This window comes from Arenimonas daejeonensis (assembly GCF_007993735.1).
In the GTDB taxonomy this organism is placed as follows: Bacteria; Pseudomonadota; Gammaproteobacteria; order Xanthomonadales; family Xanthomonadaceae; genus Arenimonas; species Arenimonas daejeonensis.
In genome coordinates this window covers 1,573,259-1,594,527 of record NZ_CP042453.1, presented here as the reverse complement: position 1 = coordinate 1,594,527, position 21,269 = coordinate 1,573,259, and the positions used below count along the sequence as shown (strand labels likewise).

Annotated in this window: 31 protein-coding genes and 2 pseudogenes; 6 read left to right on the top strand and 27 right to left on the bottom strand. The window is 65.2% G+C overall.

Going from position 1 to position 21,269, the window contains the following annotated elements; translation table 11 throughout:
- Window positions 1-219 precede the first annotated feature (219 nt).
- Window positions 220-1,248, top strand: coding sequence for an HAD-IC family P-type ATPase (locus FRZ33_RS16165; RefSeq protein WP_227977710.1), 1,029 nt, complete (start codon window positions 220-222; stop codon window positions 1,246-1,248).
- The gene (locus FRZ33_RS16160; protein WP_227977703.1) at window positions 1,193-2,038 is read left to right on the top strand and encodes an HAD-IC family P-type ATPase; all 846 of its coding nucleotides are present in this window, start codon (window positions 1,193-1,195) and stop codon (window positions 2,036-2,038) included. The genes FRZ33_RS16165 and FRZ33_RS16160 overlap by 56 nt, the downstream gene beginning before the upstream one ends.
- A 53-nt stretch (window positions 2,039-2,091) precedes the next feature.
- Here FRZ33_RS16160 and FRZ33_RS07675 read toward each other — a convergent pair whose 3' ends face one another.
- From FRZ33_RS07675 to FRZ33_RS07565, 21 genes and pseudogenes are all read right to left on the bottom strand, one after another.
- Complete coding sequence (locus FRZ33_RS07675) at window positions 2,092-2,271, bottom strand: YnfA family protein (RefSeq protein WP_227978299.1); 180 nt, start codon at window positions 2,269-2,271, stop codon at window positions 2,092-2,094.
- Between the two features lie 438 nt (window positions 2,272-2,709).
- Window positions 2,710-2,946, bottom strand: a complete 237-nt coding sequence (locus FRZ33_RS07670) for a hypothetical protein (protein ID WP_146908850.1) — start codon at window positions 2,944-2,946, stop codon at window positions 2,710-2,712.
- A gap of 237 nt (window positions 2,947-3,183) precedes the next feature.
- Window positions 3,184-3,411 carry a helix-turn-helix transcriptional regulator gene (locus tag FRZ33_RS07665; protein ID WP_146908848.1) on the bottom strand — a complete coding sequence of 76 codons (228 nt, stop codon included), beginning with the start codon at window positions 3,409-3,411 and terminating at the stop codon, window positions 3,184-3,186.
- Window positions 3,412-3,475: 64 nt separating this feature from the next.
- Complete coding sequence (locus FRZ33_RS07660) at window positions 3,476-4,057, bottom strand: hypothetical protein (protein ID WP_146908846.1); 582 nt, start codon at window positions 4,055-4,057, stop codon at window positions 3,476-3,478.
- 11 nt (window positions 4,058-4,068) lie between these two features.
- Window positions 4,069-5,403 carry a tyrosine-type recombinase/integrase gene (locus FRZ33_RS15160; RefSeq protein ID WP_158637149.1) on the bottom strand — a complete coding sequence of 445 codons (1,335 nt, stop codon included), beginning with the start codon at window positions 5,401-5,403 and terminating at the stop codon, window positions 4,069-4,071.
- 584 nt (window positions 5,404-5,987) lie between these two features.
- Window positions 5,988-6,455, bottom strand: a complete 468-nt coding sequence (locus FRZ33_RS17685) for a type II toxin-antitoxin system YafO family toxin (protein ID WP_146908839.1) — start codon at window positions 6,453-6,455, stop codon at window positions 5,988-5,990.
- Between the two features lie 9 nt (window positions 6,456-6,464).
- Window positions 6,465-6,803: a hypothetical protein gene (locus tag FRZ33_RS07635; RefSeq protein ID WP_146908838.1), complete on the bottom strand. Its 339-nt coding sequence runs from the start codon at window positions 6,801-6,803 to the stop codon at window positions 6,465-6,467.
- Entirely contained in the window at window positions 6,800-7,132 is a 333-nt protein-coding gene (locus FRZ33_RS07630; RefSeq protein ID WP_146908836.1) for a hypothetical protein, read from the bottom strand. Before FRZ33_RS07630 ends, FRZ33_RS07635 begins: the two co-directional genes overlap by 4 nt.
- A 160-nt stretch (window positions 7,133-7,292) precedes the next feature.
- Window positions 7,293-7,472: a hypothetical protein gene (locus FRZ33_RS07625; protein WP_146908834.1), complete on the bottom strand. Its 180-nt coding sequence runs from the start codon at window positions 7,470-7,472 to the stop codon at window positions 7,293-7,295.
- Window position 7,473: 1 nt separating this feature from the next.
- Window positions 7,474-7,893, bottom strand: a complete 420-nt coding sequence (locus FRZ33_RS07620) for a DUF5681 domain-containing protein (RefSeq protein ID WP_146908832.1) — start codon at window positions 7,891-7,893, stop codon at window positions 7,474-7,476.
- A 1-nt stretch (window position 7,894) separates the two neighbouring features.
- A complete protein-coding gene (locus tag FRZ33_RS07615; RefSeq protein WP_146908830.1) occupies window positions 7,895-8,170 on the bottom strand; it encodes a hypothetical protein in 276 nt (91 codons plus the stop codon).
- Window positions 8,171-8,253: 83 nt separating this feature from the next.
- Window positions 8,254-8,670: an ATP-binding protein gene (locus tag FRZ33_RS16890; RefSeq protein ID WP_146908828.1), complete on the bottom strand. Its 417-nt coding sequence runs from the start codon at window positions 8,668-8,670 to the stop codon at window positions 8,254-8,256.
- Window positions 8,671-8,761: 91 nt separating this feature from the next.
- A pseudogene (locus tag FRZ33_RS17680) lies at window positions 8,762-9,028 on the bottom strand (ATP-binding protein); the annotation flags it as partial.
- The gene (gene istA, locus FRZ33_RS07600; protein ID WP_146907253.1) at window positions 9,025-10,275 is read right to left on the bottom strand and encodes an IS21 family transposase; all 1,251 of its coding nucleotides are present in this window, start codon (window positions 10,273-10,275) and stop codon (window positions 9,025-9,027) included. The pseudogene FRZ33_RS17680 and the gene istA, both read right to left, overlap by 4 nt.
- A 621-nt stretch (window positions 10,276-10,896) precedes the next feature.
- Window positions 10,897-11,061 (bottom strand): hypothetical protein, encoded by a 165-nt coding sequence (locus FRZ33_RS07595; RefSeq protein WP_227977701.1) that lies wholly within the window; start codon window positions 11,059-11,061, stop codon window positions 10,897-10,899.
- A gap of 10 nt (window positions 11,062-11,071) precedes the next feature.
- Window positions 11,072-11,554 carry a hypothetical protein gene (locus FRZ33_RS07590; RefSeq protein WP_146908824.1) on the bottom strand — a complete coding sequence of 161 codons (483 nt, stop codon included), beginning with the start codon at window positions 11,552-11,554 and terminating at the stop codon, window positions 11,072-11,074.
- A 222-nt stretch (window positions 11,555-11,776) separates the two neighbouring features.
- Complete coding sequence (locus FRZ33_RS07585) at window positions 11,777-12,808, bottom strand: helicase RepA family protein (RefSeq protein ID WP_146908822.1); 1,032 nt, start codon at window positions 12,806-12,808, stop codon at window positions 11,777-11,779.
- Between the two features lie 223 nt (window positions 12,809-13,031).
- The gene (locus FRZ33_RS07580; RefSeq protein WP_146908820.1) at window positions 13,032-13,241 is read right to left on the bottom strand and encodes a helix-turn-helix transcriptional regulator; all 210 of its coding nucleotides are present in this window, start codon (window positions 13,239-13,241) and stop codon (window positions 13,032-13,034) included.
- A gap of 88 nt (window positions 13,242-13,329) precedes the next feature.
- Window positions 13,330-13,722: a hypothetical protein gene (locus tag FRZ33_RS07575; protein WP_146908819.1), complete on the bottom strand. Its 393-nt coding sequence runs from the start codon at window positions 13,720-13,722 to the stop codon at window positions 13,330-13,332.
- The gene (locus FRZ33_RS07570; RefSeq protein WP_343195859.1) at window positions 13,722-14,240 is read right to left on the bottom strand and encodes a tyrosine-type recombinase/integrase; all 519 of its coding nucleotides are present in this window, start codon (window positions 14,238-14,240) and stop codon (window positions 13,722-13,724) included. The genes FRZ33_RS07575 and FRZ33_RS07570 overlap by 1 nt, the downstream gene beginning before the upstream one ends.
- Before the next feature lie 60 nt (window positions 14,241-14,300).
- Window positions 14,301-15,026 carry an Arm DNA-binding domain-containing protein gene (locus FRZ33_RS07565; protein ID WP_158637147.1) on the bottom strand — a complete coding sequence of 242 codons (726 nt, stop codon included), beginning with the start codon at window positions 15,024-15,026 and terminating at the stop codon, window positions 14,301-14,303.
- Window positions 15,027-15,330: 304 nt separating this feature from the next.
- On the opposite strand from FRZ33_RS07565, the gene FRZ33_RS07560 reads away from it, so the two are divergent.
- Window positions 15,331-15,660 carry an excalibur calcium-binding domain-containing protein gene (locus tag FRZ33_RS07560; protein WP_146908813.1) on the top strand — a complete coding sequence of 110 codons (330 nt, stop codon included), beginning with the start codon at window positions 15,331-15,333 and terminating at the stop codon, window positions 15,658-15,660.
- Between the two features lie 224 nt (window positions 15,661-15,884).
- Here the strand turns inward: FRZ33_RS07560 and FRZ33_RS07555 are convergent, their stop codons facing one another.
- On the bottom strand, window positions 15,885-16,400 hold the full coding sequence (locus tag FRZ33_RS07555) for a GNAT family N-acetyltransferase (RefSeq protein WP_146908811.1): 516 nt from the start codon (window positions 16,398-16,400) through the stop codon (window positions 15,885-15,887).
- Complete coding sequence (locus FRZ33_RS07550) at window positions 16,401-16,652, bottom strand: type II toxin-antitoxin system TacA family antitoxin (protein WP_146908809.1); 252 nt, start codon at window positions 16,650-16,652, stop codon at window positions 16,401-16,403. It abuts the gene before it with no gap.
- A gap of 246 nt (window positions 16,653-16,898) precedes the next feature.
- Between FRZ33_RS07550 and FRZ33_RS07545 the strand changes: the two genes are divergently transcribed.
- Window positions 16,899-17,171 carry a hypothetical protein gene (locus FRZ33_RS07545; protein ID WP_146908807.1) on the top strand — a complete coding sequence of 91 codons (273 nt, stop codon included), beginning with the start codon at window positions 16,899-16,901 and terminating at the stop codon, window positions 17,169-17,171.
- A gap of 152 nt (window positions 17,172-17,323) precedes the next feature.
- Window positions 17,324-17,809, top strand: a complete 486-nt coding sequence (locus tag FRZ33_RS16880; protein ID WP_146908805.1) for a beta/alpha barrel domain-containing protein — start codon at window positions 17,324-17,326, stop codon at window positions 17,807-17,809.
- Window positions 17,810-18,316: 507 nt separating this feature from the next.
- Here FRZ33_RS16880 and FRZ33_RS07535 read toward each other — a convergent pair.
- From FRZ33_RS07535 to FRZ33_RS07520, 4 genes and pseudogenes are all read right to left on the bottom strand, one after another.
- Window positions 18,317-19,677: pseudogene (locus FRZ33_RS07535) on the bottom strand (transposase).
- Between the two features lie 119 nt (window positions 19,678-19,796).
- On the bottom strand, window positions 19,797-20,012 hold the full coding sequence (locus FRZ33_RS16145; protein WP_146908791.1) for a GDCCVxC domain-containing (seleno)protein: 216 nt from the start codon (window positions 20,010-20,012) through the stop codon (window positions 19,797-19,799).
- Window positions 20,002-20,292: a heavy-metal-associated domain-containing protein gene (locus tag FRZ33_RS07525; protein WP_146908793.1), complete on the bottom strand. Its 291-nt coding sequence runs from the start codon at window positions 20,290-20,292 to the stop codon at window positions 20,002-20,004. Before FRZ33_RS07525 ends, FRZ33_RS16145 begins: the two co-directional genes overlap by 11 nt.
- A 10-nt stretch (window positions 20,293-20,302) precedes the next feature.
- Window positions 20,303-20,599 (bottom strand): mercuric transporter MerT family protein, encoded by a 297-nt coding sequence (locus FRZ33_RS07520; RefSeq protein ID WP_265468763.1) that lies wholly within the window; start codon window positions 20,597-20,599, stop codon window positions 20,303-20,305.
- On the opposite strand from FRZ33_RS07520, the gene FRZ33_RS07515 reads away from it, so the two are divergent.
- Window positions 20,547-21,164: a MerR family transcriptional regulator gene (locus FRZ33_RS07515; protein WP_227977696.1), complete on the top strand. Its 618-nt coding sequence runs from the start codon at window positions 20,547-20,549 to the stop codon at window positions 21,162-21,164. The two genes, FRZ33_RS07520 and FRZ33_RS07515, sit on opposite strands and share 53 nt — an antisense overlap.
- Window positions 21,165-21,269 lie beyond the last annotated feature (105 nt).

Below are 21,269 nucleotides of genomic sequence, written 5' to 3'. Positions count from 1 at the left end.
CGACGGAGCGCGCCTGCAGTATCCACGTTCGAGGAATTTCCGATGAGTGATACCACGCCTCCCCGGCGGCTAGCGCGGGACACAACCACGATCACGGCAGCGGGGGCCCTTGGGCGGGCCGCGCCGAGATCATTTTTTTCCCTGGCCTCCGGCGCCTTCCTCCTGGCCGGCTGGGCCTGGGGTCGAACACAGGGGGACGGTGCCACCGGTCCCTTCATCTTGCTGCTGCTGGCCTATGCGGCAGGCGGGTTCTTCACCGTGCGCGAAGCGATCGAGAACCTGCGGCACCGCGAGTTGAAGATCGATTCCCTGATGATCGTGGCGGCCGCGGGCGCCGCGGTCCTTGGCCAATGGGCCGAGGGCGCGTTGCTGCTGTTCCTGTTCAGTCTCGGCCATGCGCTTGAGAACTACGCGATGGGCCGCGCCCGTCGCGCCATCGAGGCACTGGCGGACCTGCGTCCGGAAACGGCGCTTGTGCGCCGTGGCGAGGACCTGGTCGAAGTCTCCGTGGACAGCCTGGTGCTCGGCGACGTCATCGTGGTCAAACCCGACGAGCGGGTGGCAGCGGACGGGTTCGTCGTACTTGGTGAGAGCAGCATCGACCAAGCCGCCATCACGGGTGAAAGCGTTCCGGTCGACAAGCGGCCGGTCGTGGACGCGTCCGAGGCAAGGCAACGCCCCGACGCGGTCGGGCCCGAACATCGCGTCTTCGCCGGCACCATCAACCAGGGCAAGGTGCTGGAAATCGAGGTCACGCGCCTCGCCAGCCAGAGCACGCTCGCACGGGTCGTGGAACTGGTGCGCTCGGCGGAGAACCAGAAATCGCCAACGCAGCTTTTCACCGATCGCTTCCAGAAGATTTTCGTTCCCTCGGTGCTGGTCCTGGTGGGCTTGCTGTTGTTCGCCGGCTTTGTGGTGGATGAGCCGTTCAGCGCCACCTTCTACCGGGCGATGGCCGTGCTGGTCGCCGCCAGCCCGTGTGCGTTGGCGATCTCCACACCCAGTGCGGTGCTGAGCGGCGTCGCCCGCGCAGCGAGGGGTGGCGTCCTGATCAAAGGAGGCGGCCCGCTGGAACGGCTGGGTGTCCTGCACGCCCTGGCTTTCGACAAGACCGGCACGCTGACCGAGGGACGGCCGCAGGTTACGGACGTCATTCCCGCCGACGGCGTGACGGAGCAGGAACTCCTGGGGCGTGGCCGTTGCCGTAGAGCGCCTGAGCGACCATCCCTTGGCCGCCGCTGTGGTTAGGGATGGCTCAGTACGCCTGGGCTCCGTTCATGTACCTCAGGCGACGGATTTGGAGAGCCTCACCGGCCGAGGCTTGAAGGCCAGCGTGGCAGGCCTGCTGGTCTACCTGGGCAAGAAGAGCCTCTTCGACGACATCGGTGGCCCCGGCTTGCCGGCATCACTGACCGCAAAAGTGCTCGATTTGGAGCAGCAGGGCCGGACTGTGTTTGTCGTCCGCCAAGGCGACCGCTACCTTGGAGCCGTCGGCCTGATGGACACACCTCGAGAAGCGGCCAAGGCGGTGATGGTCAGGCTCCGCGAGCTGGGCATGACCCGGCTGGTGATGCTCTCCGGCGACAACCAGCGGGTCGCAGACGCCGTGGCCGCCAGCGTGGGCATTGACCGGGCCTACGGCGACCTGATGCCCGAGGACAAGGTCAAGGCGATCAAGGCGCTGCGTGCCGAAGGCGAGGTCGCGATGGTGGGCGATGGCGTCAACGACGCCCCCGCCCTAGCCAGCGCATCGGTCGGCATCGCCATGGGTGCTGCTGGCTCGGACGTCGCGCTCGAGACGGCGGACGTGGCCCTGATGGGCGACAAGCTTGAGCATCTGCCGTTTGTGGTGGGACTGAGCCGCCGGACGCGGCGCATCATCCGCCAGAACCTGTGGGCGAGCCTGGGCATGGTCGCAATCCTGATTCCGGCGACGATACTGGGCATGCGAATGGGGGTAGCGGTCCTTTTCCACGAAGGCTCGACCCTTTTGGTGGTGGCCAACGCGCTGCGATTGCTTGCCTATCGGGATCGCTGACAGCCCTGATCCTTCTCGTTGGGGTGCCGGTCGTGGGGCAAGTGTTCGCCCTGTCAGTGGGGACGGGATCCCAGGATGATCACCGTCGCACCCGTCAGACACAGGCCGACGCCTAGCCAGTCCGTCCACGTGGGGCGCACCCCATCGACGGCCCATAGCCAGGCGAGCGCGATTCCGACCCAACGGTCGAGTATCCCCTGGCCGCGCAGGCGGCAACGGCGTCCGGACGGCACCTGCTGCGCCCCACCAGCAGCCGGCACCTCGCGCGCGCGCGCGAAGCGTTCCGCGATGATGTCGGTTAGGGTCGGCCCCACCGGGACTCGAATAGCGACCCGCCCGCCAGCGCGTCTCCCTCGTCCTGCCTCGCGCGCGCGCGCGAAGCGTCCGGCAAAGACAGCCGCCGCCGCCGGTGCCGAGCGGCCGTCCACAACATCACCGCTTCGCGCGCGCACGCGCGCGTGCGCGTACTGCTGTCAAAACTCCGGGGCCGGGCGACCACACACTGTTCGGCTCAAGCTAGCTGGCGCCGCGCTCCCGCACGTGCTCCGCACATGGAGATTCTTAGAAGGGGTACGACTACCGGGGCAAACAAGACAAGGAATGCGCCGGCATGGCCCGGTGGCCGGGGCATATCTACGATGGAAGTTGTCCCGGAAGCCGATTTGGCCCGACTACCGGGGCAGCTTTGCCCCGCTGGTCGGGGTGGGCTTCGCGTTTTTCTTGTAGCGCTGCCAAAGGTTCGACGGGACCGGGTTCGGCGATATGTCCAACTTGCCCTGGGGGTCCTCGATGCCCCACCAGGTGAAGGCAAACAGACTGCAGCGCCGGAGAAAGCCTTGCCGGGTCTTTTCGATCAAGCCCTTTTCCAGGAGTTCGGCGAGCGCATTGCCGATCGTGTCCTTGAGCACCAACCCCGCTTCCGCAGCATGTTGTAGGTCGCCGAGATGTCGCCATTGTTGTGGCGGCCGCGAATCTGGGCGCCCATATCAAGCAACAACGCCTTCGCCTTAGTGCTCAACGAGCAAAAGGCGGGCGAATCCAGCACCACGGTGGGGATCAGGAAGTAGGTTCCCGAGGTTATCCGCCCCTTGGCCTTCTGGCGCCGTTTGACCGCCTTTCGGACACCAGTGGCGGTGGAGTTGCCGTCAGCGGGCGACACGGCCGCCACCGTCACGCTTGGCGATCGTCGCGGCGATCCAGGCGTCAACCTCGTGGCTCGCCCAGGCGCAGGAGCGCTCGCCGATCTTGACCGGCGCAGGAAAGGTGCCGGCGGACACCCGCCGGTACAGCGACGAGCGGCTGAGACCGGTCCGCCGGATGACCGCAGGAAGGCGAAGCAGCTTGGTCTCGAGGGCGGGAATGATGCGGGACATGGGTTCTCCTTGGATGCCCGGGAACAAAGCGGGCGCCAGTGAACTCTCGGCCGGCATTCCGTCGCTATTTACTTGCGACGCATTTCAACAGTTTGCGGACATCACTCACGCGCCTCGAGAACCGGTCGTATCCGACCTGTTCTTCCATCCAGTCCGGCCGTCGTGACCACAGGTCTGGGGATTTGGCACCGGGTTGTCGCCGAAGCTGGCGTTCGATCCATTCATTCACTTGGGGGCGCTTCGGCTTCCGCGTTCCCTGTTGCCGGCGGGCATCGCGCGGGCCGAGGAACAACTCTTGGCGACGTTCAGGCTCGCATCGCAATGCACTGGCAACCAGGTTGAGCAGCCGGAGCGCCAGATCCACGTCGTCCGGAACGACCGGCATGTTTCGATAGCCGGGCTGCGGCTCGAATTCGGCAATGAGCGCCCGCGCTTCCTCATCGCCGTAACGGTCGAGCAGGACGCTGCGCAGCTCGTCAACGATGTCCCGCAACAGCCTCGAGCCCCCGGGGTCCAATGATCCGAGCAGCCCATCGAACTCGCCTTTCGCGCGGCGATCCGCCTCTGCAATCCCTCGTTCCATCGCTTCCAAGCCCGCCTGAAATAAAGACGGGTCGAGTTCAGAAACCGGCTTGTCGGCTGGCATTGTGGCCCCCTTTAGTGGCGACGCCGGCGGATTGGCGTGATGGTGGCGGCCGTTCCTTCGAGCAGACGAAGCAAAGTCTGCAGGGCGGCCCGCTTTTCGCTCAGATAGTCGTGCCGGTCGTAGTGGCGGGCCTGGACGCCGCCCAAGCCATGAGACTGCAGCTGCGCCCGGATCTCCGTACTGACACCCTCCGCCGCGAGCCGTGTCTCTACCGTCCTCCGCAGATCGCCCACGGTGAATGCTCCCTTGTCGAGTTCTCCCGCTTCCTGCATCGCCGCCACGACATCCCGCAGGCGATGCAGCACCGTGGAGTAGGCGGCGCCGCTTGAGCCGGCGGTCACCGTGAACACGAAGGACCCGGCGCGTTCTGGCGCCATCGCTTGGAGTGCAGCGAGAGCGTCAGCAAGGAGCGGCACATCGTGCAGACGGGGCGATTTACGTCGCCCCTTGCCATCGCGAAGCCGCATGGTGCCGGCATCCGCGTCGATGTCGCCGACCTGCAGTCTGGCCAGCTGCTCGATGCGCTGAGCGCCCGTCAGAAGATGGAATCGCAGGAGCGCGCCTGCTGGGTCAGGCAACGCCTTGATCCGCCGCCAGTAGGCCCGAATCTCGGCCAGCGACAGCGCCCGTTCGCGAGCGGCCGTGCCGCCGTCGATCGCAGCCAAGTCGCGGGCAGGATTGGACGAGATCCGAAGTTCGCGAAGCGCCGGGTGTCCGCGCGCGTCTTGGCGGGCCCTTACTGCGGCCTTGTAAGCGGCCAAAAGGTACGCGCGCAGCTTTCGCGCCTCGGTAAGCTTGCCGGCGTCCGACACCCGGGCAATGACCGCAAGCAGGTCTTCCATCCCAACGTCGTCCGCAGGCGTAGCCCAAAGCTTGGGCCAGGGATCGCGCACATGCCGCTCGAGGGCCCTCAGGACCGCGCCGGCGCTCGACTTGCCGTCCCGGTCCAGTTGCTTGACGTATGCGCCCAGGAGGACGCCCAGCGACGCCGCACGGCGCGCGTCGGCCGCGGCGCTGGCGCGGACTTTCGCCGCTAAAGCGTGCTCCCCTTCCCGCCGCTCCGCCTCGATCGCCAGCCGCAGGTCTGAGTCGCCCGCCCGATAGCGCCGGACCAGCTCGCCTGCCCGCCCCCTTGCCTCCACCAGGCTCAGTCCATCGCGCCCGCGAGCGTCGAACTTGCCGAGCGGCAGATCGTCATAGGTGCCGCTCGAGTTCCGATAGCGGAAATAGAAGCGCGCGCCGTTTGGACCACCCTTGGCGCGAAGAGCGCCTTCGTTCCGGTTACCGGCTTCACTGAGCCATTTGCCGGGTGCCAAGGTCTCGAGTGCCCGGACCGTGATCGCCATCTTCGTCCCTACACAGTCCCTGAATTGATAGGGACTGTAGGGGATATCGTGGGACGGCACAAGACGCCAAACCAACAAAAAGGCAGAAAACAGGCGACTCCTGGCACGCATGGAATTACCCGGGACCTTCTCGGCAGGGATTGAAAATCCCCGTGTCGGCGGTTCGATTCCGTCCTCGGCCACCATCCCGAATCCCGCGCCCTGCTTGGCTCTCAGCCTCGCGGGGCGTTTTAGTTGGGGGTCGGCGTTTGGGACCGGGGTAGCACTGGGGTAGCAGCGGAGTGGAATCTCAGTCCGTGCGCCATCGATCGGCCACGCTTACGGCCATGAATGAATGGCGCAATCGGAACATGTGGGCGCAGACACTCGGCCGCACCGTGGAACGGCAGGCGGACAAACTGCGGCAATCATTGTTGAGCGTGGCGGACGGCAACGGTGAGGACGTGGACTCCACCATTCGGGCTATCCGGTTTCAACTCGACCATGCAAGCAAGCTAGCGTGGACAACCCCCTTCGACCTGGAGGCTCCTTGAGACAGCCAATCGTCGTAGAACTAAAGAATCAAGCGACGTCGCTAAGTAAATCTATGGAACGATCCTTAACCACTCGTCAGACACTGCCGTCGCCACTCGCCATTCCCGCGCGGCAGCGGCGCAATCACGCATGAAATCACGGGACTCCTTCAGTTCCATTTTCGCGATCTTGTGCGCGTCCTGATTGAGCACCCAAATAATCAAAAGGCTCCCATCATCGCGGCGCGCGAATATTACGGCCGCGTCAGATGTTCGCGAAGTTGGACGGCATGCAGCCCATCTCTTCCATCTCACGCGGTCAGACCTGAGCGGCGCAAGATGTACATGCCAAAGCTCCCGGTTTCCAGCAACCGTTGGAGCTGAATATGGTGCGTATGCACCGAAAGACAAAGATGCGACTTTCGCATCGTCGGACGATAACCACCACGCCTGAAGAAGCTCAGCAATTTCGACTATGCCGTTCTTCCTTGTCTGATCCGGAACCGCATTCCAGAATCTTTGCCAAACATCAACGGCCACGGAGGTGGCTTACCGCTGCCGAAATGCTCTAGCAAATCCTTCCATTGAAAGCTCTGGGGCGGAGAATATCCACTCCAAGGCAGCTGCTCTCGCAGGGGAAACTTCCTGAGCGTCCAAATAGTGGCCATCAGAAGCGGTACTGACGGACACAACCTGTCCCCAGTCTTTGGTTGGAAACGCAACTTTTTCAGCCGCGCAATAGGTCAACACCATCACCGTTCCAAACAAGCTGTTCGTCCAGCCAATCGATTCAACAGCCTTTTTTGCCGACTGGAATTCAAGCTGCGATCCACTCGTCTGCTGATGACGACCAAAAGTTGATAACACCCGATCAGATGTCACGCTCACGATACATTCCCCTTGCCCGAGCTCTGCTCCAGCAGTGCAATGTGCGTATTCAGAAGCTCTACAAATCCCTTGGCAGCGGTCAAACTGAGTTTCACCTTGCCATAAACAATTCGTTCTGGCGCACTACTGAATGAGAACTCAGGCGTTTGTTCGGCGCCCGGTTTCTCAGACTGCGTAACTGTCATCGTGTCTGTGGCCACGAAGTCATCACAGAACTGAATCTGTAGAGAGCCGTCAGGCGTAGGCTGGCTGACCACAAACGAGCTTGGGGCAATGTGAAAGATGCCCGGCGCATTGACTACGATAACTTCAATCTTCTGGCCCGCCATTTGCCGCCTCTTCCGGTTTAACCCGCGTATTAGATATAGGCAGGGGCGCGATACGCAAGCCATTGTCTCAATGCGCAGCGAGACTAATCAACTGGATCAGCAGGTTGGCGAATCTCGCCGACAAACGGCTTAGCTCGTGAACTGCCACAAGCACAACCATTCATGACCCCAGCACCACCACCACAGTCTCCGCCCTCTCCTCCTCCGGGGTCCGCGCGTAGTAGGCAGCCAGAGCATCCCCCGCCCCATCCCAGTCCGCCGACAGCACCATAATCGGCGGCCGCTCGGGCATCTCGGTTTCCAGCGCTTCCAGGCGCTTGTCCTGTCCGTATCCGGCCATCTCACTCTCCTCGCTTGAACAGATGACGTTTCTCCAGCGCCTCCAGCCGGCGCTCGAACTCGGTCACTTCCTTGATCTTCGCCACGGCCGACAGCGACCCCAGGATGTGCGAGGCATCCGCCGCCGGCAGGTTGCCGGCGGCCAGCTCTCGCACCACGGCCTCCGCCTGCTCGGCCAGGTCGCCCTCCGGCAGCGCGAGCGCGATCGCCGGCGAGGTCGGCCGTAGCTTCGGCCAGATGCGATCTAGCAGGATTCCGGCGGCCTGTGTGTCGCCACCGCGCGCCGACTCGACCAGCTTCGCCACCACCTCGCGCGCCTCGCCAGGTGTCACCAGCGACTCGCGCAGCACGGACAGCCGGTTCTTGATGCCCTTAGGCCGTCCCGACGGGTTGCCGCTTCGCCCTGGCACGAACTTCGACATATCAGCGCCCCCGCTTGGCGACGCGGCCGGCGTGGGCCAGCAGCCGGGCATAGACCATCGGGGACGCCAGGTGATGCGCGCGCTCTTCGATGAAGTCGCCCAGCTTGCCGCCAGACTTGCGATCCATCTCGGCCAGCATCTCGGTCAACGCCGCACGCCGCCGCTCGAACTCGCCATCGCCAAGCTTCCGCCGGAGCGTCGCCTCCGTCTGATTCGTCTGCTGGAGGAAGGTCAGGTCATCGGGTTCGCCGGGGTACATGCGTTCGGCGTCGGCCAACTCCTGCAACAGGTGTCAAACGACACCCAGTTTCACGCATTAAGGCGACACCCAGATTTACGCACCTCGGGCCGGGGTGAAGGTCAGTTGCGGGGTGTTCCGAGGGTGGCTTCAAGGTCTCTGAGTCGGTAGCTCCTTCCCTTGATGTTGAGGACGTGGGCCTTGTGCAGCAGGCGGTCGAGGATGGCGGCGGCCAGGGCTTCGTCGCCGGCCAGCAGTTCGGTCCAATCGCGCACGGACTTGTTGGTGGTGATCAGGATCGCGCCGCGGCCGTAGCGGTAGGTGACCAGGCGGAAGAACAGGCTGGCCTCGTCGCGGGTCATCGGCTCGAAGCCCAGTTCGTCGATGACCAGCAGGGCGGTGGACAGGTACTTGCGCCGGCGCAGCCGGGCCGGCGGCAGGTGGGCGTCGGCCTTGAGCTGGAGCTTGAGCTCGTCGAAGCGGTAGAACTGGGCGGAGAACCCGTGTTCGACCGCCTTGATGCCCAGGCCGACGGCCAAGTGGGTCTTGCCGACGCCGGGCGGGCTTCTGGATCAGCACCGTCTCGGCGGCGCGGATGAAGGCGCAGGTGGCCAGGGTATCGATGCGCGAGCGCTCGATCGCCGGCTGGAACGCGAAGTCGAAGTCGGCCAGGGTCTGGCCGCTGGGCAGGCTCGAGAGGCGCAGCGCGGTGCGCACGCGGCGGCCTTCGCGGGCCTGGTGTTCGGCATCGAGCAGCGCGTCGAGGACCGCGTGCGGCGCCTGGCCCTCCTTGACCGCCTCGCTGAGCACGGGTTCGAGCTGGTCGGCGGCGTGGGCCAGGCCCAGTCCGAGCAGGCGTTCGCGGGTGCGGTCGAGGTCGAGCTTGCGCCGGCTCATCGGGCCACCTCCGCCAGGGCGGCGTAGAGGTCCAGGGGCCGGTGCTGGACCGGCATCGCGGCCAGTTCCTGCAGCCTTCGCCCCATCCGTCCCAGCGGCGTCGGGGCCTGCACGGTCGCGGTACTGGGGCCCTCGTAGTGCGCGGGATCGAGCAGCACGCGGCAATCGGTGTGGCGCGGATGCTGGGCGATGATCTGCTGGTCGGCCAGCACCTGTACGCAGCCGGCGGCGCCGCGCACTTCGACGGGGCGATCCAGATACGCGAACGGCACCGAGTACTGGCGGCCTTCGAAGGCGACCAGCCCGTCGCGGCCGACGCGGCGGGTGGCGACGTGGTCGAACGGGGCCGGCAGGATCGGCAACGGGGCCAGGGCCGGGCGTTCGGCCTGCCAGGCGTCGAACACGCTGCTGCCGGTGGCCGGACAGCGGCGACGGCGGGCGCTGTCGCGCAGGGCGTCGTCGGTGGCCGCCTGCAGCTGGTCGACGCTGTCCCAGGCTTGGCGGGCCAGGTCGACGCCGCGATGCGTGCGCACCGCGCGTTCCACCTTGCCCTTGTGTTCGGGGCTGTAGGGCGCGCAGGCATCGACGTGGAAGCGCACGGTGGTGGCATAGCGGCGGTAGCTGTCGTTGAGCTGGCCCCAGGCGCCGGCACCCCGGACCACGGCGGTCTTGGTGTTGTCCACCCGCAGTACCGCCGGGATGCCGCCGACGCGCTCGAACGCGGCGTTGTGCGCGGCCAGCCAGCACAGACTGTCTTGGGCCGGCATCCAGACCACGGCGCCGAAGCGCGAGTGCGAGAGCACCAGGTGGAAGGCGTGCAGCGTCACCGCCTGGCCGGCGACGACCATGCGCGGGAACTGCGCCCAGTCGACCTGCGCCTGCGCACCGGGCGGCGTCTCCACCCGGCGGCGGGCCCGCCGGGGCGGCGGCGGGTAGCGGTCGGCGACGAAGCGCTGCACCGAGCGCAGGCTGCCGGTGTAGCCGTGCTCCGCGGCCAGCCACGCGTGCAGCGCGGCGAGGTTGCTGCGGTCGTGGTGCGCCATCCAGTGCGCGATCGCGTCGGCGGCGACCAGCGCGTGGCGCGGCTGGTGGGCACGCCCGTCCAGGGCGCCGGCCGCCTGCCGGGCCAGGTGGTAGCGGACGGTGCCTTCGCTGAGGTCGAGCTGGCGGGCGATGGCCCGCCGGGGCAGCCCCTTGGCTGCCAGGGTCTTGATCGTCATGCGGATCTCCAGATCGGTGGTCGCCACGCCCGCTCCCGTCCAGGACGAAAGCCAACGAGGCTACGGGGTCGACCCGGAGGTGCGTAAATCTGGGTGTCGCCTTAGCGGCAGATTAGGGTGTCGCCTTACAACAGGGCCGAACCCTCAGTCGCGGGAAAGCCGGCACTGAACAGCAGCGATTGAACGGCGCGGCCATGCGTCAACCCTTCGCCGCTAACGTCATCGCCCAAGAAACCTTGCGGCATCGTGTAGTCACTCGGGCGGCGCGCTGGCTCACCGAACGCGGGAAACATTTCGTCGGGGCGCGGCGCACGGCCTTCGGCTTCCCACGGTGCGGGAACGGTTTCCGTCGGCAGCGGCGGCGCCCATGCGGGCCAGTCGCTCGGAACTTCGGGCGCGGAATTTTGCGGGGCGTTATTGTTGGGCGCCCCCTTCGATGGCCCCGGCGTTTTGGGGTCCCACCCCACCCTCCGCGCTCGCTTGCTCGAACGGGGGAGGGGGTCGGCGATGGTGATTCCAAGATCGGGAGAATGCATGGCGATTACCTCTTTCCGTAGAACGATGGTGGGTAAAAAATAAGCAGCGCGAGAGTTGACATAAGACCCGTTCAACGAACTGAGCCTTGCCAGCGTCTCGCGCGTAGAACACTCACGCCGCGGCCGGCGGGTTCGGCGACCTCGAAGCCGGACGCAGACGCAGCCACTCGCGCGCCCTCGCATCGGCGCGCGCCACCAGTCCAGGCTGCTGCTTCAAATCCCAGAGCATCGAACCCCGGTAGCCGCCCGCGCGGCCTTCGGTCGCCAGTGCCAGCAATGACGGCACTTCACCGGCAAGCACCAAGGTAATGCGGCCCATCGCTGGGCTTTACGGGCATTGCGTCCCAGGCTTTGCGCGCAGCCACCTCGGCCGCCACGAGCGCCGCACCGAAGTCGGCCGCGGCTTGCTCCAATCGCACCAGAGCCTCCCTGCGCGCCTGTAGCGCCTTCTCGGCTGCGTCCCATCGCTCGGCAAGCGTGTCGGCCCTTGCGGCGTCCTGTGCGCGCTGAAGGCGTTCCGCGACCGCTTCCCGTGCCCGGGTGTGCCGATCAACGGCCTTGCGCTTCGCTTCCAGGTTCGCTTCGACCGCTTCCGGCTTGCCGGCGGTCATCGCGGCCACCAGGTCGGCGCCGAAACTCGAATTGGCGGCATCGAACGCTGCAACTGCGGCGCTCAACTCCGCCTCAACCTCCCGCAAGGCCGTCGCAGCAGCCTCGACATCGTTCGGCGAGATGCCGGCCAGGCGTTTAAGAACAGTAATCAGGGCCATCTTTCATTCTCCTCGGGGTCTGCAAACTTCAGGTGTGCCGGTTTTGTCCGTCCGTCCGATGCCTATAGGCATTTCGGACAAACCGGACACGGGCGTTTCGGACAAATCGGACGTATTTCGGACGCATTTCGGACAGCAAACCGGCGGGCGCTCATAGACCCTCCACGGGTTCGGCGAAGCCGTTCACCACGCGGACCCGGCCAATCTCCACCAGCGAATCCATCACCTCCGCGACCCGGCGCCGGTCCACGCCTTGCTCGACGCAAGCGGAGCGCCATTCGCTCGCGGTGACGCGGGCCGTTGCGGGATCGTGGCCCGATGCCACCAGGCGACCGCGGCGGGCCTCCAGCAGGTCCCACAGGATCCGCATGGCCTGAGTCTGGTGTTTGCCGCGGCCAGCCTTGCCGGCCTTCGCTGGCGGCTCCCAGGACACCGGACGCAGCACGGCGGAGGTGACGGCAGGCCCTGGTCATCGGTGATGCCCAACTCGACGGACGCCAGCTTGAACGCCATCGGCTCGGGCGCTTCGTGGTCTTTGACCTTGGTGGCCTCGAAGCGAATAACGCCGGACTCGTCTCGGGCGAACCGGAACTCGAAGTCGAGCGCGCCTTTCAATGCCATCGCTCCCCGGGCGCGGCTCTTGTCGCCATGCCCCGAGTGATGGACCAGTAGCACGCAAGCGCCGAATTCCTGCCGCAACTCGTCGCAGCCGCGAATAAAGGCCGTCATGTCGGCTGTGCTGTTCTCGTCGCCCGGGCCGAAGTTGCGGGCCACGGTATCCACCACGATCAGCACCGGGGCCTTTCCGCATATGTCAGCGACCTCGCGAGCCGCTTCCAGCACCTCGGCCACGCTAGGCCAGTCGGAAAGCGAGACGGCGGAGGATGAAAGGAACAGCGGCGCCCAAGCGATCGGGCCGTCATGCACGATTGACCAGGCTTGGAACCGGCGGGCGATGCCGCTGCGACCCTCACCGGCAACGAACAGCACCGGGCCGGGGTACACCTTCCGGCCGTGCCATTTCTGCCCCGTTGCGACGCACGCGGCCAGGTCCACCGCGCCGAAGCTCTTGCCCGCTCCAGGGTCGCCGAACAGCATCGCCAGCGAGTCGCGCTCCAGCAGGCCACGAACGAGCCAGCTCGGCGGCTTGATGTTCGCCAGCGAGTCGGCGAGCGGCGCGAAGTGGAAGCCCAGTCGCTCCACGGGCGATTCGGGCTGGCGGCTGGCGTCAGGCATCAGGGCGAGTCCGGCCATTCTTGGACTTCGCGCAACCGGGACTGAAATTTCTCTAGGCAGCCTGCCCGCGCGATTTGGACTTTGTAGTAGTTCGCCAACTCGTTGTGCGGCTCGCCTCTTGCCTTAAATGCCTCGTGAAATTGTCTGAACGCTGCTCGCTGTTCGGACGCCATCGCTTCTAGCAGCGCGATGGCCGGGCGCTTCCCGTAGCTCCGCAAACTGGCGACGTTGGGGAGGCGCATCACGCGGCCTTCGGCTCGACGCGGCCGGCGGCAAGGAAGGCGTCCAGGTCGGCGAGGTCATAGACCACGCGGCGGCCAAGCTTGGAATAGACCGGGCCGATTTTGCGATGGCGCCAATCCTGGAGGGTCCGTTCGCTTCCGACGCCGAGATAGGCGGCGGCCTCGCGCTCGCTCAGTCGGCGAGGAATGACGGCGGGGTTCTGGCTCATGTTGCTCGCTCCTGTCAGCCGCTTGGTCTTGCGGCGTGAAGCGATCTTCGAGCAGCTAGATTGCTGAACCGGGGTAGATAATTCCGCGTCAGCGCCAGACAGCTCTCAAGGCTGGCCCCGGGCGAGCCGGATCGTCATGCCCATAGACGCGCGGATTCCTCCGGCGATGCTTGGCCTCAGCAGTTTGCTTCCGAAGGCTTGCCGCAAAATCAATTTGACCAACATGGGTCGCCTTGCCCTTCTTGAAGATGGCTTCGATGGAACCGAGGCTCAAACGGATTCCGTGATTCTTAGCCAACGTATCCCGCGCGATCTTGTACGCAGATGGGGCTGCTGGTTTCTTCAATCTCCCGCCTTCTCCTGACCGACTGACTAGAGGAATGTTCTTTCCGCGCCGGTCCGCAATTGCCTTTAGAACGAGATAGACAACCATCCCATCTCGCACGAAATTGTCCGCCTTCGGCCTGCCCCGCTTCGCCATCACCCCCTCCTCGCCCGAAGCTCGACCACCCCACCCTTGCCGCCCAGCACCGCGCGCTCCAGCCTCTCAATCGGCCCGCGCAGGCGTTCAACATCGTCCGCAAGGTAGCCGGCGGTTACGTCACCGTTCTCGCTGTGCGCTGCGATGCGCTTGAGCGCGTAGGCGCTTACGTCCATCGCCTCCAGCATGGTCAGCACGGTCCGGCGCAGATCGTGGGGCGACCAGACGAACGCTCCGCCGTCGCTGTCCTTCAGTCGGGCCACGAATCGCGCCGACAGTCGCTCCAGGGGCTTGTCGCCGGCCGCGCCCGGAAACACGAACTCGCCCGCCCGCGGGTCGGCCTTCCGTGCCTTGAGCCTCGCCAGGATCATCGGCCCTAGCGGCAGCGAGTGGTCCCGCTTGCCCTTCATGCGGGCCGCCGGGATGGTCAGGGTTCCGGCCTTCAGATCCACTTCCGACCATCGCAAGCCGGCCGCGGCACTGATTCGCAGGCCCGTCGCCAGGATCAGCAGCACCAGGGTCCCGCTGGGTGCCGGACAGGTCGGGCGGCAGATCGTCGGGAATGGCCTCCAGCGCCTTCACGAACTCGGCCAGGGTTTGCCCAGCAGCGCGCGCTTGCGGCGGCCCACGGCGCCCCATTGGCGCGTGGCGCTGATTTCGCCCGCCGGGTCCTGGAGGTCCAGCTTGCGGGTCACGCGGATATACCGGACCACTGCCCGGAGCGCGCGCACTGCGCCATCGGCGCGGGCAGGACTGGCCTTGATGCGCTGGCGATCGCGGGCATGTCCCACCTTGGCGGACGCCTTGGCGCCCTTGGTCATGCGGAGCCGGTGGCGCTCGCGCACCTTGTCCGGGGTCAGCTCCGCCAACGGCCGGTCCAGGTAATCGCCGAACGTGGTCCGCAGGTCGCGGGCATAGGTGGCCCGGGTCGCCGGGCGCAGGTTCGATTTCTCGTCCAGGTAGATTCCTAGGGCGTCGGCAAGGGTCAGGCTGTCCCGCTTCTCGGCCGCCTTGCGGGCGCGCTTCTCGGCGGACGGGTCGCGGCCGTCAATCAGCTTGGCGATCGCCTTGATGGCTTCCTTGCGCGCCTTCTCGACGCTCAGATCGTCGGCAGACCCCAGCAGCAGCCGACGCATCGGGCCGCCGGGGATGCGCTTGAACAGGTACCAGCTCGCGGAGGTCGGGCTTACGCGCAGCCTCAGCGCCTTCTGCTCGGCGTCCTGGTATTCGATGCGCTCGCCTGCCGCAGCCGCGGCTCGAAGGGAGCGCAAACGCGCCTCGGTGAATGAAACAACCTGGACCACGGGCAGCTCCTACGGGCGGCCCGGGTAGCACCGGGGTAGCACAGACCACGGAAATTGGCCGTCCCTCGCCGTAAATAATGCACCCGGATAAGGCTCTATATCAAGGGGTAGCAGTAAATCCCCGTATTGCCACGCACCCCGGTCGGCAGGATTGAAAATCCCCGTGTCGGCGGTTCGATTCCGTCCTCGGCCACCATTCCCGATCCTCCCCGATTTCCGTCTGGATGACACCGGAAATGTCCGCCCGTCCGCCGTTCGGGCGTTGGCCCTGATGAGCGCCGACATGGCGTCTCGAGGGGGAATCATGATTCCTGTCCGACCCGCCACTGTACTGATCGCGCTGGCCCTGCTCGCCTTCGCGCCAACGGTTCTCGCCCACGGCGGCGGCACCAATGCCGACGGCTGCCACACCAACCGCAAGACCGGCGATTACCATTGCCACGGCGCCAAACGCAGCGCCCCGCCGCCGGCGAACGCAAACAATCTTTCCGGCGCACAACCGGCGCGCGGCAGCGCCGTGTACTACGCGAACTGCACCGAAGCCCGCGCAGCCGGCGCCGCGCCGGTGCGCCGCGGCGATCCGGGTTACGCCAGCCACCTGGATCGCGACAACGACGGCGTCGGCTGCGAATAGCCGAAGTCCGACAGCAGACCCGGTGAATACCGTGAACCTGTCGAGGAACGGGCTACAGGATCACGCCGCGACGCGCACTGGCTGCGATCTCGCGCTAACCATGGACACGTCCACCCCTTCCGGGCCGGACATCAACCACCCATGCAATCTGTTCAAGATGGGCGACAAGTCCGAGGCCTTCTGCCGGCAGGCGCTCACAATCCCCGCCCTCTCCTCCTCCGGGGTCACCGATTCAACTGGGCAGCCAGTTGGGCCAACGGCAGCAACAGGGTAAGGGAGTCTATCGGGCTTGGTTGAAAGCCGTTGTGCAGATAGAACCTGACCGCAGCCTCGTCAATGGCATGGCACAACATGGCGCGGACCGCCAAGCCTTCCCGGGTGGTGGATAGCGTTCTCAGGACGGCATCCTGCAGCAAGCCGCCGCCGATTCCCTGACCTTGATAGTCCTGATGCACCGCCAACCGACCCAGCACGGCAACAGGTATGGGGTTGGGCATGTTCCGCTTTAGACGCCCTGGCGCCCGGGAATGCTGCACGGATCCCGCCGCCAATGCGTAATAGCCAACCACTGCCCGGGGATTTTCGGCCGCGTCGTCGCATACGACGAAGACGTTGGAAACGCCCTCTGCCTGGTTCGTCAATGCCCGATCCTGCAGCCAGCTTGCCAGCGACGCATGGGCGCACGCGAAGCTGTCGACACCATGCTCAACGGTAAGCCGGGCCGGCCGGGTAATCGCCATTCAGGCCCAAGGGGCAGGCTTGGTCAGCATTCGAATGGCAGCCGCGTTGATCGGCTCATCCAGCAGCCTGTTGAATCGACGCACCTGATCGGCAGACAGCGCAAAATTCGTGCGGTCGGCCAGCACTTCTTCGGCCCTTTCGACCAGCGTCGTCAAAATAAACGCGGTCCGATTCGTGCCCAATGCCGCCACGGCACGGTCAATCAGTGCGCGCTTCTCTTCGGACGTTCGGAAATTGATTACGGCGTTCATCGTTGTGCCTTTGGCTTTGTGCCTTGTGGCAGGTTGCAGCTGAAGCGTTGTGTACACATTGTATGCACGTAATTCTTCAATTGAAAGCTGCGAACCAGAGGACGCAGCCCAAGTATTAATGTGCGGACCATCTTCCCTATCTATTTGATTTTATGGTCTTATCTGACGCCTCCCCGTGGCCGCCACCTTGATACTGGTTCAGGTCAGCGCCCACCTGCCCTCCCTTCGCCTCCAGGACACTCGCCCATGACCACCCTGCCCACCCTTCCCCCGAAGCAACAGGCGCTATTCGATGAAATAGGCCTGATCGGACGCCGTGTGGAAGCCGGCGAAATCACCGAGGACGAAGCGAAAATACTGACCGACGATGTGATGGCGCGGCTTCGGGCGCAGACCGTGCAGGACGTCGAAATGGAGATGGGCCAGCGATTGAAAGCCCGCCAGCGCAAGGCCTTGCTGATTCTCGGCGTGCTGGCCGTGGCGGTGGCGGTGGCGGGCGCCCTTGTCGTGCTGCGCTGACGCCCGACAGCAGACCCGGTGAATACCGTGAACCTGTCGAGGAACGGGCTACAGGATCACGCCGCGACGCGCACTTGCGGCGATCCCGCGCTAACCATGGAGACGTCCACCCCTCCCGGGCCGGACATCCACTACCCACCATGGAGAGACGTGTGAGCCAGAACCTGATTTCGCTGTCCTTCGACCGCCCGCAACTGGACGCCATCGACACGGCGCTGACCGCGCTGGAGAACGCCTGCACCGGCCTGCTGTCCCTGCAGCCGGACGACCGCCGCAACCTGTTCAAGATGGGCGACAAGTCCGAGGCCTTTTGCCGGCAGGCGCTGATGGTATTGGGGCAGAACCCGCAGATAGTGCCGCCCAGCCTGGGCCTGGCCGAGGCGCAGGCCGACCTGGTGGCCCTGGACCAGCTGCGCCCGCGCATGGCCCGGCTGACCCAACTGCTCGAGCGCATGTCCGATTCCGAAACCGCGCTGGGCAGCGACATCATCGCCGCCGCCCTGCAGGGGTATGCCCTGCTGAAGGTGGCCGGCAAGAACCAGGGACTGGAATCGACGCGGCTGGGCCTGGCCGAGCGCTTCAGGGGCCAGGGCCGGCGGGCGGCGCGAGAGCCCGAGGCGGCGGAAGCGGGCGAGTAAAGCCACCACACGTGGCGAAGAAGGCCCCGGGGAACCGGGGCTTTCTTTGTCTGTTCGCCGGGAACCTGCTTCGGCAGCCAGAAAGCCCGCCTGACTGGCCGCCGAGCCCAGTGCGGTGGGCAAAGTGCCTGCCCGGGCAGGCCGAGAGCCCAGTCGGGCAGGCTCCGCCGGTAACCGCAGCACCCTCGGAGCCCAGTGGAGTGGGCTTCCTTGCCTGCCGCAGCAGGCTGGAAGCCCAGTCGGGCAGGCAAGAAGCCTGCCCAGGCAGCCGCGGAGCCCAGTTCAGCAGGCTCACCTGCTTGCCCAGCCAGGCCCAAGGCCCGGTGATGAAGGCAAGGCGCCTACTGACGACGACGCCGGGATCGTGGCGGGCACCGGCTTCCGCTACCGATCTATTCTGTTGAAAAACTCGCTTTCTGGCGGGCGGCTGGGTCTAGCGGTTCGGCCGGATCAATGATTATTTGGCCAGGGGCGACGAGAAAATGGGCGCGCAAGCGCCCTTTGTCCTCAAAGGGCCGTTGCCATTGCCGCTTCGGGGCTTTTCGGCATCAACCACGCTGCCATTCTTCGTAAATTCTGTGCCGTTGCGGCCAGTAGGAACTCGTCTCTAGCGCCCTTCAGGCCGCGTAGACGCAATCTGTCCAACCGCAGGATGCGTTTGAGGTGCGCGAACAGCATCTCGACCTTCTTCCGATGTCGCCGTGACTGGGCATATCTCTTCGTCGTCGACAGCTGGCGCGCCACGTCCCGTGCGGACTCGTTCACCTGGCGGGCGATCCTTCGATGCGTCGTGTTGGGGCAGCACCGCGCCTTCAGTTCGCAGTTGGTGCAGTCGTGAAGGCTGCTGCGATAGATCAGCGTGTTGTCGGCGGTTGGCTTGCCGCTCGATAGCAGTGGCTTGCCCTGGGGGCAGCGGTACTCGTCAGCTTCCGCGTCCCAACTGAAGTCGGACCGCCCCAGCGACCCATCCTTGCGCTCGGCTTTGTCCCAGACCGGCACGTGGGGCTCGATGCCCTTCTCATCCACCATCCAGCCCAACATTTCCGACGTGCCGTAGGCGGTGTCGCCGATCAGCCGGGTCGGCTTGAGGTCGAAGCGCTGCTCGACCCTGTCGACCATGGTCCGTGTCGCTTGGACCTCGTCGGTCCGATACGCAGGCGTGGCTTCCACATCGACGATGACGCCCGCCTTTACATCGATCAGGTAGTTGGTCGAATAAGCGTAGAAGGCCGGGCCGCCGGGCGCGGCGGTCCACTGCGCTGCCGGGTCGGTCAGCGACACATTCTTGGGTGGGGTGCGCGGCGTCTCAGCGTCGTCCAGCGCCTGCAGATACTCCCGGACCGGGCGCGCGAGCGGCGACTCCCGGTCCCAGGCCGCATCGGCACCCGGCACGCCCCGCTGCCGGTTAGCATCGGCCTTGATCACGCTGGCGTCGATCGCGAAGCCCTCGCCGCCGACCAGGCCTTCGGCCAGGCAGCGCTCGAGCACCTTCTCGAATACGAAGCGCAGGGTGTCGTTGTCCCGGAAGCGGCCGTGGCGGTTCTTGGAGAATGTTGAGTGGTCCGGCACGGCATCTTCCAGGCCCAACCGGCAGAACCAGCGGTACGCCAGGTTCAAGTGGACCTCTTCGCACAACCGACGCTCCGAGCGGATGCCGAAGCAGTAACCCACGATCAGCATCCGGATCAGAAGGCCCGGATCAATCGAGGGGCGGCCGGTGTGGCTGTAGTGCGGGGCCAGGTGCTGGTGCAGCTCGCCCAGGTCCATAAGTGGTCGATGCCGCGGAGCATGTGGCTCGCCGGGACGTGGTCTTCGAAGTTGAACGCGTAGAACAGGGGCGCTTGCCCGGCTTCCTGACGTCCCATCATCGCTGCGATTTCCGCTGGATCGATGGGAAATAATTTGACCACTTCAGTTGCGGTCAATCAATAGCATTACGTAGCTACTGGCGAGATATGGCGGCAATTATGTCGGTGCGCTTAGCACTTTAGCCACAACACGACTTCTGTTCCTGGATCGGCGGACAGGCAACCGTGCCGTATGAGCAGAACACACAGCAGTCACCCGGTTTCGGGCGCAGCAGTTGGCCGCAGCCGAGGCATTCGTAGAAGAACTGACAGGCGTTGGTCGGCATCGTCTCTGTCGCCTGATGACCACAATGGGGACAAGTCAACGTACTTTGTAACTCCAGCTCAGCCGCCATCTGAGCGAGCCTTGGCCGGGAAGCCTGCGTCAGTGATCGCACGGCTGACCGCGCTTATCGATGTGCGGCTTGGATCGAAGACCACCGTCACCGTCGCCGCCTCGGCATCGACGTGGTTGCTTTGCACGCCGGGAACCTTGTCGAGCGCCTTGCTGATGGTGATGCTGCACGCGGCGCAGGTCATGTTCTGCACGTCCAGCACCGCCTTCTTCGGCGCCGCGGCGGCCGCTAGGCCAGCCGACAACGCCAAGGTAAGGCCAACTATCCATTTGTTGCGCATCGGGACTCTCCTAGAGGAACCAGACCACGTAGTAGGGAAACAACAACAGTACTGCGATGCCGATGGCGGCCAGCCACAACCAGCGCCGCCGCCGGGCGAGGACCTGCGGGCTGACGCAGACGCCGTCGCTGCGGCATCGCGACGACGGGCCATAGAGATTCCAGAAAGCCAGCGCTAGGCACAGCAGTGTGGCGGCGCTGAACCAAGGCCGCCAGGCGTCCATGGCCGTCAGGTTGGCAATCCATGCGCCGCTGATGCCCATCAAGACCAGCACCAGCGGCACGACGCAGCATACTGATGCGCCGATGGCGGCGAGGGATGCGACCAGGATCGCCGGTGTGGTCGACTTGGGGGATTACTGGACATGGGCGCATAATACCTTCCGTACCCAAGTACGGAGTCAAGCCATGGACTTGCAGGCCCTCACGATCGGTCAACTGGCTGCCTCGGCGGCAGTAAACGTTGAGACAGTGCGCTATTACCAGCGGCGCGGGCTGCTGTCCGAGCCCAAGCGCCCTGCTGGCGGCATCCGTCGCTACACGTCGAGCGACCTCGCTCGCCTCCGCTACATTCGCCGTGCCCAGACCATGGGCTTCAGCCTCGATGAGATTGTTGGCCTGCTGGAGCTCAATGGCAGACGCGCTTGCGAGCAAACCAAGCGACTAACCGAAAACAAGTTGCTCGACGTTCGAAAGCGGCTCGGCGAACTACGCAAGCTCGAGCGTCAGCTATCGCAATTGGTCGCGAGCTGCGGCGAGGCCAGCGTAGGCGCGTTTTGTCCCACTCTCGAACTGCTTGAGCATGCGGGTACCGAGCCGTTGCCGCGGTCGCGGGGGCAGCACGTCAGGTCGATCCGTGCTGATGCGGCCTGAGTTGGAGATAGTTTTTCAACACAATAGGCCAGGAGCGGACGTTCCCCGCTGCCCAGCCCGAGGGCCAAGAAGGCTACGAGCGACTTGCCCGCACTGCCATATCGA

Coding starts and splice junctions, on each gene's coding strand:
- FRZ33_RS07665 (WP_146908848.1), bottom strand. CDS start 3,411: ATGTCCCGCATCATTCCCGCCCTCGAGACCAAGCTGCTTCGCCTTCCT.
- FRZ33_RS07660 (WP_146908846.1), bottom strand. CDS start 4,057: ATGCCAGCCGACAAGCCGGTTTCTGAACTCGACCCGTCTTTATTTCAG.
- FRZ33_RS15160 (WP_158637149.1), bottom strand. CDS start 5,403: ATGGCGATCACGGTCCGGGCACTCGAGACCTTGGCACCCGGCAAATGG.
- FRZ33_RS07630 (WP_146908836.1), bottom strand. CDS start 7,132: ATGGCGGGCCAGAAGATTGAAGTTATCGTAGTCAATGCGCCGGGCATC.
- FRZ33_RS07625 (WP_146908834.1), bottom strand. CDS start 7,472: ATGGCCGGATACGGACAGGACAAGCGCCTGGAAGCGCTGGAAACCGAG.
- FRZ33_RS07620 (WP_146908832.1), bottom strand. CDS start 7,893: ATGTCGAAGTTCGTGCCAGGGCGAAGCGGCAACCCGTCGGGACGGCCT.
- FRZ33_RS07590 (WP_146908824.1), bottom strand. CDS start 11,554: ATGGCCCTGATTACTGTTCTTAAACGCCTGGCCGGCATCTCGCCGAAC.
- FRZ33_RS07585 (WP_146908822.1), bottom strand. CDS start 12,808: ATGGCCGGACTCGCCCTGATGCCTGACGCCAGCCGCCAGCCCGAATCG.
- FRZ33_RS07580 (WP_146908820.1), bottom strand. CDS start 13,241: ATGAGCCAGAACCCCGCCGTCATTCCTCGCCGACTGAGCGAGCGCGAG.
- FRZ33_RS07575 (WP_146908819.1), bottom strand. CDS start 13,722: ATGGCGAAGCGGGGCAGGCCGAAGGCGGACAATTTCGTGCGAGATGGG.
- FRZ33_RS07560 (WP_146908813.1), top strand. CDS start 15,331: ATGATTCCTGTCCGACCCGCCACTGTACTGATCGCGCTGGCCCTGCTC.
- FRZ33_RS07555 (WP_146908811.1), bottom strand. CDS start 16,400: ATGGCGATTACCCGGCCGGCCCGGCTTACCGTTGAGCATGGTGTCGAC.
- FRZ33_RS07550 (WP_146908809.1), bottom strand. CDS start 16,652: ATGAACGCCGTAATCAATTTCCGAACGTCCGAAGAGAAGCGCGCACTG.
- FRZ33_RS07545 (WP_146908807.1), top strand. CDS start 16,899: ATGACCACCCTGCCCACCCTTCCCCCGAAGCAACAGGCGCTATTCGAT.
- FRZ33_RS16145 (WP_146908791.1), bottom strand. CDS start 20,012: ATGGCGGCTGAGCTGGAGTTACAAAGTACGTTGACTTGTCCCCATTGT.
- FRZ33_RS07525 (WP_146908793.1), bottom strand. CDS start 20,292: ATGCGCAACAAATGGATAGTTGGCCTTACCTTGGCGTTGTCGGCTGGC.
- FRZ33_RS07515 (WP_227977696.1), top strand. CDS start 20,547: ATGCCCATCAAGACCAGCACCAGCGGCACGACGCAGCATACTGATGCG.